Origin of the sequence: Streptomyces sp. 142MFCol3.1 (assembly GCF_000424945.1) — a bacterium.
GTDB lineage: Bacteria > Actinomycetota > Actinomycetes > Streptomycetales > Streptomycetaceae > Streptomyces > Streptomyces siamensis.
Genome location: NZ_AUKV01000068.1, coordinates 1 through 12,493, shown reverse-complemented (window position 1 = coordinate 12,493; position 12,493 = coordinate 1). Strand labels below are relative to the sequence as shown.

General features: G+C 72.2%; 10 protein-coding genes. 4 read left to right on the top strand and 6 right to left on the bottom strand.

Annotated features, from left to right (window positions below):
* Nucleotides 1-145: 145 nt before the first annotated feature.
* Nucleotides 146-1,138 carry a GDP-L-fucose synthase family protein gene (locus H305_RS0142825; protein WP_028805842.1) on the bottom strand — a complete coding sequence of 331 codons (993 nt, stop codon included), beginning with the start codon at nucleotides 1,136-1,138 and terminating at the stop codon, nucleotides 146-148.
* On the bottom strand, nucleotides 1,135-2,769 hold the full coding sequence (locus H305_RS48925; RefSeq protein WP_234021445.1) for a polysaccharide biosynthesis tyrosine autokinase: 1,635 nt from the start codon (nucleotides 2,767-2,769) through the stop codon (nucleotides 1,135-1,137). Before H305_RS48925 ends, H305_RS0142825 begins: the two co-directional genes overlap by 4 nt.
* A 208-nt stretch (nucleotides 2,770-2,977) precedes the next feature.
* Between H305_RS48925 and gmd the strand changes: the two genes are divergently transcribed.
* The 4 genes from gmd to H305_RS48920 all read left to right on the top strand — a co-directional run bounded on the left by gmd (nucleotide 2,978) and on the right by H305_RS48920 (nucleotide 7,326).
* Complete coding sequence (gene gmd / locus H305_RS0142815; protein ID WP_028805841.1) at nucleotides 2,978-4,018, top strand: GDP-mannose 4,6-dehydratase; 1,041 nt, start codon at nucleotides 2,978-2,980, stop codon at nucleotides 4,016-4,018.
* A 4-nt stretch (nucleotides 4,019-4,022) separates the two neighbouring features.
* The gene (locus tag H305_RS0142810) at nucleotides 4,023-4,934 is read left to right on the top strand and encodes a glycosyltransferase family 2 protein (protein ID WP_051371601.1); all 912 of its coding nucleotides are present in this window, start codon (nucleotides 4,023-4,025) and stop codon (nucleotides 4,932-4,934) included.
* Nucleotides 4,935-5,024: 90 nt separating this feature from the next.
* Nucleotides 5,025-6,545 (top strand): hypothetical protein, encoded by a 1,521-nt coding sequence (locus H305_RS0142805; RefSeq protein WP_158690693.1) that lies wholly within the window; start codon nucleotides 5,025-5,027, stop codon nucleotides 6,543-6,545.
* A gap of 13 nt (nucleotides 6,546-6,558) precedes the next feature.
* Nucleotides 6,559-7,326: an FkbM family methyltransferase gene (locus tag H305_RS48920; protein ID WP_051371600.1), complete on the top strand. Its 768-nt coding sequence runs from the start codon at nucleotides 6,559-6,561 to the stop codon at nucleotides 7,324-7,326.
* Here H305_RS48920 and H305_RS0142795 read toward each other — a convergent pair.
* The 4 genes from H305_RS0142795 to H305_RS48910 all read right to left on the bottom strand — a co-directional run bounded on the left by H305_RS0142795 (nucleotide 7,278) and on the right by H305_RS48910 (nucleotide 12,452).
* The gene (locus H305_RS0142795) at nucleotides 7,278-8,960 is read right to left on the bottom strand and encodes an oligosaccharide flippase family protein (RefSeq protein ID WP_158690692.1); all 1,683 of its coding nucleotides are present in this window, start codon (nucleotides 8,958-8,960) and stop codon (nucleotides 7,278-7,280) included. The two genes, H305_RS48920 and H305_RS0142795, sit on opposite strands and share 49 nt — an antisense overlap.
* A complete protein-coding gene (locus H305_RS53800) occupies nucleotides 8,957-10,033 on the bottom strand; it encodes a glycosyltransferase (protein ID WP_158690691.1) in 1,077 nt (358 codons plus the stop codon). Before H305_RS53800 ends, H305_RS0142795 begins: the two co-directional genes overlap by 4 nt.
* Before the next feature lie 354 nt (nucleotides 10,034-10,387).
* Nucleotides 10,388-11,041: an FkbM family methyltransferase gene (locus H305_RS55570; RefSeq protein ID WP_051371599.1), complete on the bottom strand. Its 654-nt coding sequence runs from the start codon at nucleotides 11,039-11,041 to the stop codon at nucleotides 10,388-10,390.
* Nucleotides 11,042-11,084: 43 nt separating this feature from the next.
* Entirely contained in the window at nucleotides 11,085-12,452 is a 1,368-nt protein-coding gene (locus H305_RS48910; protein WP_063611407.1) for a glycosyltransferase family 4 protein, read from the bottom strand.
* Between the last annotated feature and the right edge of the window lie 41 nt (nucleotides 12,453-12,493).

Sequence of the window (12,493 nt, the reverse complement as noted above, 5' to 3'; positions counted from 1 at the left end):
GGCTGTGCCCGGCCGGCCCGGGCGGGCACAGCCGGCCTGGGCGGGCACAGCCGGCCCGGGCGGCCCGGGCGGCTCGGGTGGGGTGGGCGGCTCGGGTGGGGTGGGTGGCTCGGGTGGCTCGGGTGGGGTGGGGGTGTGGTGGTGGTCAGTGGCGCAGTGTGGCCGTGCCGAGGTGGTTTTTGTACCAGGTGTAGGTGTCGGTGAGTCCTTGTTCCAGGCTGGTCCGGGGTTTCCAGCCGAGTGCGGTGATGCGGGAGATGTCGAGGAGTTTTTGCGGGGTTCCGTCGGGTTTTGTGGGGTCCCATTGCACGGTGCCCTCGTATCCGACGACGGTTGCGATGAGTTGGGAGAGTTCCCTGATGGTCAGGTCGGTGCCGGTGCCGACGTTGACGGGGGTGTCGCTGTCGTAGTGCTCGAGCAGGTGGAGGCAGGCTTCGGCGAGGTCGTCGGCGTGGAGGAATTCCCTGCGTGGTGTTCCGGTGCCCCAGTTGATGACGTGTGCTGCGTTGGTGTGTCGGGCGTGGTGGAGGCGGCGGATGAGTGCGGGCAGGACGTGTGCTTCGTCGGGCCGGAAGTTGTCGCCGGGTCCGTACAGGTTGGTGGGCATGGCGCTGATCCAGGGCAGGCCGTGCTGCCGTCTTACGGCCTTGACCTGCTGGATTCCTGCGATTTTGGCGATGGCGTAGGCGTCGTTGGTGGGTTCCAGGGGGCCGGTCAGCAGCGCTTCTTCCCGGATGGGCTGGTCGGCGAATTTGGGGTAGATGCAGCTGGAGCCGAGGAAGAGGAGCCGCTGGGTGCGGTGTTCCAGTGCTGCGTCCAGGACGTTGACCTGGATGCGCAGGTTGTCGGAGAGGAAGTCGGCGGGCCGGGTGGCGTTGGCCTTGATCCCGCCGACCCGTGCGGCGGCCAGTACCACCACGTCGGGCCGGTGGGTGGCGAACCAGCTGAATACTGCTTGGCGCTCGCGCAGGTCCAGTTCGGCGGAGCGGGGTCCTGCGAGGTTGCTGAAGCCGTTGCGGGTCAGGCAGCGCCACAGGGCCGATCCGGCCAGGCCTGCGCTTCCGGCGATCAGTACGCGTGCCGAGCGGTCCAGGGGGCGCTCGAGGAGCCCGCGGGGCTGTGAGGTTTGGGTCGTCATCGCTGCATGCTCGTTTCGGCGGCGTTGTGGCGCTGTGGGTCTTCGGTGAACGCGTGTGCCCCCTCGCCGGGTAGGGGTGCGGGTGTGGTGCCGGGCGTGGGCAGGGTGGCGGGGGCGAGGTCGTGGGAGGGTGCGGGGTCGTGGGAGGGTGCGGGCCGGCCGATGCGGGCGAGTCGTGCCAGGCCCGCGAAGCGGCCGTGTGCCGGGAGGTGGGGGCGGTGGGGGGCGAGCCGTGCCAGGACGGAAAGGCGCCGGCTGTCCTGGGGCTGGGGCCGGTATTCGTAGGTGTATCCCTGGGCGCCGCGGTCTGTCTTGGGCGAGGCCATGTTCAGCACGGTGCCCACCACGCAGGCGCCGACCTGGCGCAGTTGGCGCAGGGCCTCGCTGATCTGGTCCCGGCTGGTGCGGGCGGTGCGGACCACCAGGAGGTAGGCGTCCACCTCGGAGGCGATCACGGATGCGTCCGCCACGGGCAGGACGGGGGCGGTGTCCACCACCACGTGGTCGAACTTCTCGGTGAGCTGGCCAAGGAGGGACTTCAGCTGGGTGCTTGCCAGCAGCTCTGTCGGGTTGGGCGGTACGGCGCCGCTGGTCAGCACGGCGAAGGATCCCGCGGACTGCAGCAGTTCACCGACCTCCGCCCTGCCGATCAGGGCGGTGGTCAGTCCTGCGTCCCGGACCAGTCCGAGGGTGCGGGCGATGGAGGGGCGGCGCAGATCGGTTTCGACCAGGCACACGGAGGCGCCGGTCTCGGCCAGGGTCGCGGCGAGGTTGACGGCGACGCTGGTCTTGCCGTCGCCCGAGAGGGGGCTGGTCACCGCGATCACCTTCGGCGGCCGGTCCACGTCGACGAACTGCAGGCAGGTGCGCAGACGGCGAAAGCCCTCGGCGCGCAGCCCGTGCATGTCCTCGCGCAGTGCGAGGGGCCGGCTGTCGGCGTGCGGGTCGCGCACGATGCTGGCGAACACGGCGGGCCCTGCGAAGCGGTTCATGAGTTCGCTCAGGGCCTCGGGGCTGCGTACCGAGGAGTCCAGTGTCTCGCGGGCCAGGGCGAATCCGACTCCCAGGATCAGTCCGGCGAGGAGCCCGATGGCGATGTTCACGGCCGGCCGGGGCGCGGAGGGTGTGGTGGGCACGGAGGCGGGCTGGGTGATGCTCAGCCGCACCGGCGAGGTGCGCGCGCCCGAGGGGCGCTCGAGGGTGCGGATCACCTCGGCGAAACGCTGGGCGACGGCATTGCTGATCCGTGCCGCGCGGGCGGCGCGGGTGTCGGTGACGGTCAGGCGCAGCAGCACCGTGTCGGGCTGGGCGCTCGCGGTGATCCTCCTGGCGAGTGCGGCGGGCGTCATGTCCAGGTGAAGGCTCTTGACGACGTGTCCGGTCACCAGGGGACTGGCCGCCACCTCGGCGTAGGAGCGCACACGGGCCTGGGTGAAGAGGTTGCCCTGGGCGAGCTGCGCGGTGTCGGGGTCGGCGCCGCCCTGCAGGGAGACGAAGAGTCCGGTGGTGGCCTGGTACTCGGGAGTGGCGGTGTAGGTGGCGCCCACGCCGGCCAGGGTGGCGAGGAGCATCACGGCGGTGACGGCGCGCCAGCGCCGGGAGAGGACTTGTAGGTATTCGCGCAGGTCCAAAGTGTCCGTCCCCGATCGGTCCGGTGAGGGGCTGAGTGCTGACGAAAAGGGCAATGGGCATCACCCTACGATGAGCACGCTGAAAGAAGACATAGCGCCACATTGCCTAAGAAATGTTGCATTTGTTCTTTAGAGTGGTGAGGTGCAGGGGTGCCCGGCCGAGGGGAGCCTTGTGCCGCTTTGAAATGTCGTCAGCCAAGGAGGGCGTGTGGCCGCCAAAACGGCGCTCATCACCGGCATCACGGGCCAGGACGGGTCCTATCTCGCCGAACTTCTGCTGGAGAAGGGATATCGGGTGCACGGCATCGTCCGCCGCGCCTCCACCTTCAACACGGAGCGGATCGAGCATCTCTACCGCGATCCCCACGACCCGCAGGCGCGCCTGTTTTTGCACTACGGGGATCTCACCGACGGGACCCGGATGGCGGGGCTGGTGGAACAGGTGCAGCCCGACGAGGTGTACCACCTGGCCGCGCAGTCGCATGTGCGGGTGTCCTTCGACGAGCCGGAGTTCACCGGGGACACCACCGGGCTGGGTACGACGCGGCTTTTGGAGGCGATCCGCCGAAGCGGCGTCTCGTGCCGCTTCTACCAGGCTTCGAGTTCGGAGATGTTCGGCGCGGCCGCGCCGCCGCAGAACGAGCACACCCTTTTTCATCCGCGCTCGCCCTACGGGGCGGCGAAGGTGTACGCCTACTGGGTCACCCGCAACTACCGTGAGGCGTACGGACTTCATGCCGTCAACGGCATTTTGTTCAACCACGAGTCACCGCGGCGGGGTCCCACGTTCGTGACCCGCAAGGTGGCCGTGGCCGCCGCCCGCATCAAGGCCGGTCTGCAGGAGGTGGTCCACCTGGGCAACCTGGACGCCCGCCGGGACTGGGGTTATGCCGCCGAGTACGTCGAGGCCATGTGGCTGATGCTGCAGCAGGACCGGCCCGAGGACTATGTGATCGCCACGGGTGTGAGCCACAGTGTGCGCGAGTTCGTCGAGCACTGCTTCGCCCATGTCGGTCTGGACTGGCGCGAGCACGTCCGCTTCGACGAGCGCTATCTGCGTCCCACCGAGGTCGACCACCTGATCGGTGACGCCTCGAAGGCGGAGGCGGATCTCGGATGGCGTGCCACGGTGCGCGCGCCCGAACTGGCCCGCCTGATGGTCGATGCGGAGCTCGAGTCGCTCGGCTGCGCCGGCCGCCGTGAGGGCCGGCCGGCGCAGCCCGTCGTCCCCGCCATGGCCGTGCGGTGACCCGGTGCGCGCCGATGGTGTCCCGTCCGGGGGTGCCGCGCCCCGGCTGTCCGTCCTGATGGCCTGTCACAACCGCCGCGACAGCACGCTTGCGGCCCTCGCGTCGGTGCGTGCGCAGACCGGTCTTCCCGCGGGCACCGGCTTGAGTGTTCATCTCGTCGACGCCGGCAGTGGCGATGGCACTGCCGGCGCGGTGCGGGCCGCCTTCCCCGACACCGATGTGGTGAGCACCGGCGGCGACGTCTACTGGGGCAGCGGCACCAAGATCGCCGCCGCTCGAGCGGATCCGGCGGCCCATGTGCTCTGGCTCAACGACGACGTCGTCCTCGATGAGGGCGCGCTCGCCACGCTCCTGCGCGTGGCCGCACCCCTGGAGCGGCCCGCCGTCGTCGTCGGCGCGATGCGCTCTAGCGACGGGATGCGCACCACCTACAGCGGTTACCGGATCGTGCGCCCGCGCCTGCGTCCTATGACGTTGCAGCGGATGGAGCCCGATGTGCGCCACGCACGAGGCTGCGACACCTGCAACGGCAACGCCGTCCTGGTCACGGCCTGCGCCAGGCGGTTGCTGGGCGACCTCGACGGCGCCTTCCCCCACCGGATGGGCGACTACGACTACGGGCTGCGGGCCCGCCGGGCCGGCGTCCCCGTGCTGCTTGCGCCCGGCCACGTGGGAACCTGCGACGACAATGTGGCCCGCATTGAGGGGACCTCGGCGGAGTGCGGCATCGGCGCGCTGACCGCGCTGCGCCGGCTGGCCTCAATCCGCGAGCAGCCGCCGCTGCCGTGGTGGCGCTACTGTCGCCGCCATCTCGGGGCCTGGGCCCCGCTGGTCTTCTGCTCCCCCTACGCCAAGACCCTCGTGCGGGCCGCCTCCCGGCGCCCGCGAGCGGCCTTTTCGCGCGCCGGATCCTGAGCCGCCGGTGTGCGGCTCGGCGGACATCCCGCCGTGCCGGCGTGCCCTGTCGTCGCCCAGCGCAGTCCCTCTCCTTTAGAACGGATCACGGTGCGATTCCTTCCCGGTGACCCGCAGATGTTGCTGCTGCTCCTGCTCGCGCCCGGGCTGCTGGGGATGCTGCTGTGGGTCTTCGCCCGGCACTGCGGCATCGCGGTGGGGCTGCTTTTGGCGACGCAGGTCTGGGTGGTGGTCGCCGGCGGCCAGCGGGCCGCCGTGGACCTCGGCATCAGCCTCTACCCGACCGACATCCTGGACGTGTGCGCGCTCGGCGTCGCACTGGCGCGGGTGCCGCGCTGGGGCCCCAGGGCCCGGGCGGCGCTGGCGGCGCTGGCGGCCCTGCTCGCGCTCACCGCCTGGTCCACCCTGCGGGGGGCCGCCGTCTTCGGTCCCCAGATGGCGGGCAACGACTCCCGGGTCTACTTCTGGCACTTTTTCGCCGTCACCTTCTATCTGGCCACCGCTCCCTTGAACGCCGCGCTGATCCGCACGGTGACGCGGGCCTGGCTGGCCGCAGCCGCCGTGTACGCGCTGTGCGCCGTGGCCCGCTGGGCGGACCGCGGGCTGTACGCCTCCAACGCCCACCTGGCCGTCGACGGGGTGGCGGTGGACGCCCGCCCCGTCCCGGCAGCCGCGGCGCTGGTTTTGGCCCAGGCGGCGGCGCTTTTGGTGCTGACCCGCCGCGCCCGGCCCGCCTCCCGTCCGGACCCGGCGATGTCCGGCGCGCCGGCGGGCGCCCGTCCGGCACACCGCTGGGGCGTGGGCGCCCGCCACCTGGCGGCACTGGCGCTTTTCGCCCTGGTGGTGCTGCTCCAGCACCGCACCGTGTGGGCGGCCGGCGCCGCGATGGCAGTGACCTGGTGGCTGCTGCGTCCCTCCCGCGGCGGCCAGCGCCTGGTGTCCGCAGGCGCGGGGGTGCTGGCGCTGTGCCTGGCCGCGCTGCTGTACGCCGTCGGCCTGTTCGGTGCGGCCGGCGATGCGCTGACGGCCTCCCTCGCCGAGACACAGGGCACGCGCAGCACCTTCGCCTGGCGGGTGCTGGGCTGGCAGGATCTGCTCGCCGGCCCCCGCAGCCTCGCCCAGTGGCTGCTCGGAGCGCCCTTCGGTTCCGGTTACGAGCGCTTCATCGGCGGCGGCCTCGTCACGGTCTCCCCGCACGACTACTACCTGCACGTCGTGCTGCGTCTTGGCCTCGCCGGGCTGCTGGCTCTGCTGGTCCTCTACGCCCACACCTGGCGCCGCCTGGCCGGCGGCGGAGCGCAGACGCGGGCCCTGTGTGTGCTGCTGGTGAGCCAGTTGGTGCTGTTCGTGTCCTACTCGGCCTTCCCCGAACAGGCCGTGCTGCTCGGACTGTGCCTGTGGCGGGCGCGCCTTCAGGCGGGCGCGGGAAAGCGGCCGGGGCCTTCGGCCCCGGCCGAAGGCCCCGCTGCGCCCGCCCCCCGGGCTGCGGTGCACGCGCCGCGCGGACCCCGGCCCCAGATTCTGGCGCCGCCACACGCGAAGCCGCACGAAGCCGGGCGGACGGCCCGGCGTGTAGACCTCACCATCAGTGACAAAACGGGCGAAGGTTGATCACAATGGGTGGGTGACTCTTCTCCACCGGGCCCGGAAAGCTCTCCAGCGCCTCGGCCTCGACGTGAACCGGTTCCCGCAGTGCTCCTTCGACTACCGTGCCGCGCGGCTGCTGCAGCACGCGGGTGCCGATGTGGTGCTCGACGTGGGGGCCAACCGCGGTCAGTACGGGCGCGGCCTGAGACGCTTCGGCTACCGGGGACGCATCGTGTCCTTCGAGCCGCTGAGCGGGCCGTTCGAGGCCCTGCGCCGCTGCGCGGCGGCCGATGAGCTGTGGACCGTCTTCCCCTACGCCCTGGGCGAGGAGCGCAGGGCCGTCACCATGAACGTGGCCGGGAACGGGGGGCTGAGCAGCTCCGTGCTGCCCATGCTGCCCCGCCACGCCGAAGCGTGTCCCCCCTCCCGCTACGTCGGCCGCCAGGAGGTCGAGCAGTACCGGCTCGACGACGTGTGGCGGCAGGTGGCCAAGCCGCAGGACCGCGTGTTCGTCAAACTGGACGTCCAGGGATACGAGGCGGCCGTCCTGCGCGGCGCCGAGACCCTTGCGCAGCACTGCTGCGGACTGCAGCTGGAGGCCTCCTGCGTCCCGTTGTACGAGGGAGCGCCGCTGCTGCCCGAGGTGCTGGACCTGGCGCGCGGGCGCTACGGGCTGGCTCTGGCGGCCGTGGTGCCGGGGTTCACCGACCACCGCACCGGCCGGATGCTCCAGTGCGATCTGGTGTTCCTGCGCGATCACGAACCGGCCTCTGGCCGGCACCGCGATCCGGTGTCACCGGCCTGAACCGGTGCAGCGGCCCCGGCACCGCGCCGGTGACGCGAGCCGGCAACGGCCGGCCACCGCAGCCGCAGTGGCAGCAGGCCGCGCGCGGCGGCCACCTGGTACAGCGGCAGCCGCGTGGGCATCTTGTGGCAGGCGGCCACGACAAGAGCGACGGCCAAGAGCACGACGGCCGCGCGCACCGGTGAGCGGCCGGCCACGATCTGGCACAGGGCCACGCCTGCCGCGTACGCCGGCACACCCAGGGCCGCGTGGACGGCGTACCCCGTCAAGAGCCGGCGCGTCTGGAGGACGCCGCCCCTGTGCCATGCCCACGTCTGCACCGCGAGACCGCACACCGCGCCCCCCAGCGCGGACAGGGCCAACGGCACCAGACCGTGTCCCGCGGCCACGGCGATGCCGGCGAGGTTCGCGGCGATCGCCGCCGCCTGCGCGGCCGCCATTCTGCGGGGCGAGGCGCACACCGTGTCCACGGACAGCCCCACCGCGTACAGGACGGCGACGGCGGACAGCACGCACAGCAGGGGCACCAGGCGGGCGGCCTCACTCCAGCCCGGTCCCAGGAGCAGTTGCAGCGCATCGGGCCCGGCTCCGGCGAGGAAGGCGAACGGCAGGAAGGACAGCGCGGAGCAGGCGAGCAGGACGTCGGTGCCGGCGCGGGCGAACGCGGGTGTCTCCCGGCCGGTGGCCCGGCTTTTTTCGGGTGCGCCCTGGTGCTGGAGGGGCTGGGCGCGGACCGCGGTCAGGGCGGGGGTGGTGACCCGGGTCAGGCCGGCCGCGAGCATGGTCAGGAGCAGTCCGGTGAACAGGGTGGCCCGTGAGTAGTACCCGGCCGCCACCGGCCCGAGCAGGACTCCGGCCGCCCACAACGGGGTGGTGTTGGTGGCGAACTGGGCGAGCTGGTGGCCGGCGAGGAACCCGGCCGCTTTGGCCAGTTCCCGGTAGCGGACCGGCAGGTGAGCGGCCGGGCCCAGGGCGTGTGGCAGCCGCCGCACCAGCAGGGTGGAGGCGAGGGCTGCGATGGTGAACTGGGTGGTCACCGACGTGGCGGCCAGCCCCGTCGGGTTCCAGCCGGCTGACAGCAGCACGGTTCCCGTCAGCAGCCCGGCGGCGTGCGCTCCGGTCTCGACCACGACCGCGCTGCGGTGGGCGAGCAGGCGGCGCAGGCCGGCCACGCTGACCGCCCCCAGGGGCAGGAACAAAAACTGCAGCGCCAGCACCCGCAGCAGCCCGGTCGTCTCCGCAGCCCCCCACAGCCTGGCCCACAGCGGTGCCGTCGTCTCGAGCACGGCGCAGCACACGAGCCCGCTGAACAGGCCCAGCCGCACCGTCGCCGTGAGCAGCCCACGGGTGAGCTCCGCCGAACGCAGCACGGTCGTGGCGAGCCCGGCGTTGGCGAAGTAGCCCAGCAGCTGCGTCAGGGACAGGGCCGAGGCGAAGGCGCCGAACGCCGCGGCACTGACGGTGCGCCCGGTGTAGGAGGTGTAGCCGAGTTGGAGCGCGCACGCCACAACGGCCGCCGCATAGTTCCACAGCGCCCCCCTCACCACCGTCTGGGCCTGCGGGCGCTCCTTTCCCACCAGGCCGGGCCCCCCGGCCGTCCGCTCTGCTTTCGCCGTGCCGCTCGCGGCCCTCATGCGGGCCCTTCCCGCCAGGCTGCGATCTGCTTCCAGGGGTCGGCCGGCGGCGCGGGCAGGGCCAGGAACTCGCCCAGCATGAACTGCAGGGACTGCAGATCGGTCAGGCGGGCGCGCACCCAGCGGCGCAGCCGTTCCCCGGCGGCGTCCAGCACCGCCTGCTCGGTGGCCAGCAACTCCCGCACGCGCTGGGCCACGTCCCGGGGGGCGGACACGAGATGCAGTCCGTCCGCCGTGCCGGGCAGCCATTCCAGACCTGGCCGGGCCTGCCCGACATGGACGCGGCCGGCGGCCCCGGAGATCGGCAGCCGGTCGGAGAAGTACCCGGGGTAGCGTCCGTAGTGGTCCCAGCCCGCACTCATCCGCGCACAGCGCAGGACGGCGATCTGCCGCTCGAACGGCAGCGGGCCCCGGGCGTGCGGGCCGTGCCACCCCGCCCCGAAGACACCCAGGCGGCAATCGAGCTGCCCAAGCCCGCGCACGACCTGCGCCCGCTCGCGGGCACCGGGCAGGCGGGGAAGAAGCCGGGCCCGCATCACGCTGTTGCCGATCGTGACCACGTCGAACACGGCCCCCTCCCCCGGGGGAGCGGGGCAGTCCTGTTCGGGAAAGCAGTCCAACGGCAGCGTGTGCGGCACATAGCGCACGGGCCGGCCCGCGATGTTGGCCAGCATGGCCAGCTGCGCGCCTGCGGCCACGCTGAAAACGGCGTCCGCCGCGCGCAGCCATGCACGACTGGACGCCGGGAGCTGCTTGTTGCCTCCCCACGCGTCCCCCTCCTGGTAGACGACCGTGGGTGAACCCGCCGACCGCAGCAGCTGCGCGACGTCCTGCTCGGTGAACGGGAAGCCGTGCGGTGACTGGACGAAGACCACGTCGGGGCGGGCGTCGAGGACCACCTCCCGCAGCGCGGCCAGTGCGGCGCGGGGCCCGTTGTGCAGCAGCGCGCGAGGCGCGGTGGGCACGTGGTGCAGGTGACCGTCGGCCTGGAGCCGGCGGAAGGCACCGGTGAACCGGCTGCGCGGTGTCAGGGCGTTCTCGTTGTTGAGGTGCAGCACCACCGGTGCGCTCACTGCGTCCTCGCTTCTGTGGTCGCCGTTGGCGGGCTGTGCGCCCTCACGGAATCGGATCGTGCCCGGTGCGCGCGGCCGCTCAGGCAGCGCGCCCGCGGCCGGCGTACGGCGTCTTGTCCTTGCGCACGACCGCGCTCACCGCGCCGCACGCCGGGGGTCGCCGACGGCGAGGCGGCCTCGCGCAGCGTGGGGCCTTATGCCCGGTTCAACGCAGAGCGGCGGGCTGCAGGATCGGCGCCGGCGCCCGCAGGTGTCGGGCGTCTTGCCGGGCGCTTCACCCCTGGGCACCTAAGCGGCCCGGCGCGGCGGCCCCCTCCTGGCGCGGGTGTGCGCAGCGTCATTGGGTGCCCGGGTTCACCCGCCCTGCGCCGGCGCCCGCGGCGCAGGGGGCTGCGGCGGGCGCAGGGAGGCGAGGTAGTTGCTCACCCCGCGGAAGTGCTCGAGTTCCTCGTCGTAGGCGCCCACGGGCAGCAGCACTCCTCCCGGGCAGATCCGCCACAGCCGGTAGCCGAGCGGGCGCAGCAGGTCCCAGAAGTCGCGGAAGAAGGTGCGGGAGTAGACGTTGGCCGAGCCGAACTCGAAGGCGATCGTGGTCACCTTCCCCTTTCTCAAGGTGCTGCCCGCTCCTTGCAGGGCCTGGAACTCCGCCCCTTCGATGTCGAGTTTCAGCAGGTCGATCCGTTCGACGTTCCACCGCTCGACCTCCCGGTCCACGGTGGTGACGGGAACCTCTTCCTGATGGGCTGTCAGATCCCCGAAGTATGAGTCCCGGCGCCGGTGCACGGAGGCCACGCCCGAACCGGGGGTGTCGGCGAAGATCGTCGTGGCGCCCTCCTGTTCACCCACGGCCGCGGGGACGACCACCTGGTTGGGGACCTTCGTGCGGGCCAGGGCGGCCCGGCAGGCGGGCTGCGGTTCGAACAGGAAGTAGCGCCCGTTGTCGGTTTTCAGCGCCGCGTGCAGTCCGGTGGACCACTGACCGCAGTTCGCTCCGACATCGAAGATCACGGGTGCTTCGAGGCCCTGGAGGAAGTGCCGTGCCGCGGTGACCTCACCGCGCAGGTCCCAGCCGGTCCCCGCGCCTCTGCCCTGGAGGATCTCCAGGTAGATCTCGAACAGACGGGTGCCCTGCCGGATCCGGCGACCGCTCGCCAGACGGCACAGTCGGGGCGCTGCGGCCTTGGCGCTCTTGCCGAGAAGGCCGGCTGCGTGTACCTGCATAGGGGTTCCTTCGCTCTTGTGTCATTGCTTCGAGCAGTCCGTCGCGAAAGCGCGTCGCCATGCGCTGCGTCGTGTACCTCAAGGCGTCCTGCCCGCAGGCCCTGCGCAGGGCGTCCATGCGTGCCGGGTCGCGAAGCAGTGCGCTCACGGCGCCGGCGTAGCAGGCGGGGTCGTCCGCAGTGATCACCGCGTTGCGGCCGTCGGCCAGATACTCGAACTCGGGCGCGTGCCAGGGCCAGTCGGTGGTGACCAGGGGAGTGAGCAGGGCGAAGGAGTCCACGGCGCACAGGCCGACGCGGCCCGGCATCAGCATGACGTCGCTGACCGCGCCGAGCCCTGCGGTCTGTCGGGCATCCGTACGGCCGATCGCGACCACCGCACTGCCCGGCCGGGACGCGGCCTTTTCGACCAGGTGCCGTTCGCCGCCGTCACCGGCCACCAGCAGCCTGAAACCGGGCAGTTCGGCGGCGATGCGGTCGGCGCACGCGAGCAGGAACGGGATGCGCTTGGGCGCGTCCAGCCCGCCGACGAACAGTGCGGTGCGCCCCGGGATCAGGCCGTGGCGCCTGCGCAGCAGCACGCTCTCGGCGTACTCGGCCGTTCCCGGCGTCATGGCCCTGGCCCGTGCGGCGGTCAGCTCCGTGGTGTCGACGGAGTTGCGCACCACGGTGATCCGCTCACGGGCAAAGCCCTGCGCGGCGACGTGGGCCGCTCCGCCGTCGGTGTAGGCGAAGAACCACGACCCCGCACGGGTCAGCGCGCCTTTGACGGCAGCCTCCGCACGGCTCGGCGCCTTGGTGTAGGTCCGTCCGTGGCCCCAGAAGGCCACCGCAGGACCGCCGCCCAAGCGCCGCCGTGTCAGCTGTCGCAGCAGCAGGGGGTAGGCCTCCAGGTTGTGCAGGGCCTGTTCCAGGACGACCAGGTCGGCCAAGGCCGCCCGGCGGTGCACGCGGCGCCACAGCAGCGACCTGCCGCCCGGCACGGGCAGGCGCCGTGTGGGCACCTGAATCGCGCAGGCGCAGGACGCGGCGTCCTTGCGGTCGGCCTGCTGCGGTGGTGCGGCGCCGTGCAGCACCTCCAAAGCGACGCCCTCGTCCGCCAGCTGCGCGTGCAGGTGATCGAAGAAGGAGGTGCGGTAGGACGGGACGTAGGGCTGCACCACCACCACGCGGCGCCGCCCGCCCGCGGACGTCAGCATGCCCGCTCCGCCACACCGGCCCGGCCCGCCACACCGGCCCG

What these genes read in the sequence shown, in the direction of transcription:
- H305_RS0142825 (WP_028805842.1), bottom strand. Translation starts at nt 1,138, where the DNA reads ATGACGACCCAAACCTCACAGCCCCGCGGGCTCCTCGAGCGCCCCCTG.
- H305_RS0142795 (WP_158690692.1), bottom strand. Translation starts at nt 8,960, where the DNA reads ATGAGGGCCGCGAGCGGCACGGCGAAAGCAGAGCGGACGGCCGGGGGG.
- H305_RS48910 (WP_063611407.1), bottom strand. Translation starts at nt 12,452, where the DNA reads ATGCTGACGTCCGCGGGCGGGCGGCGCCGCGTGGTGGTGGTGCAGCCC.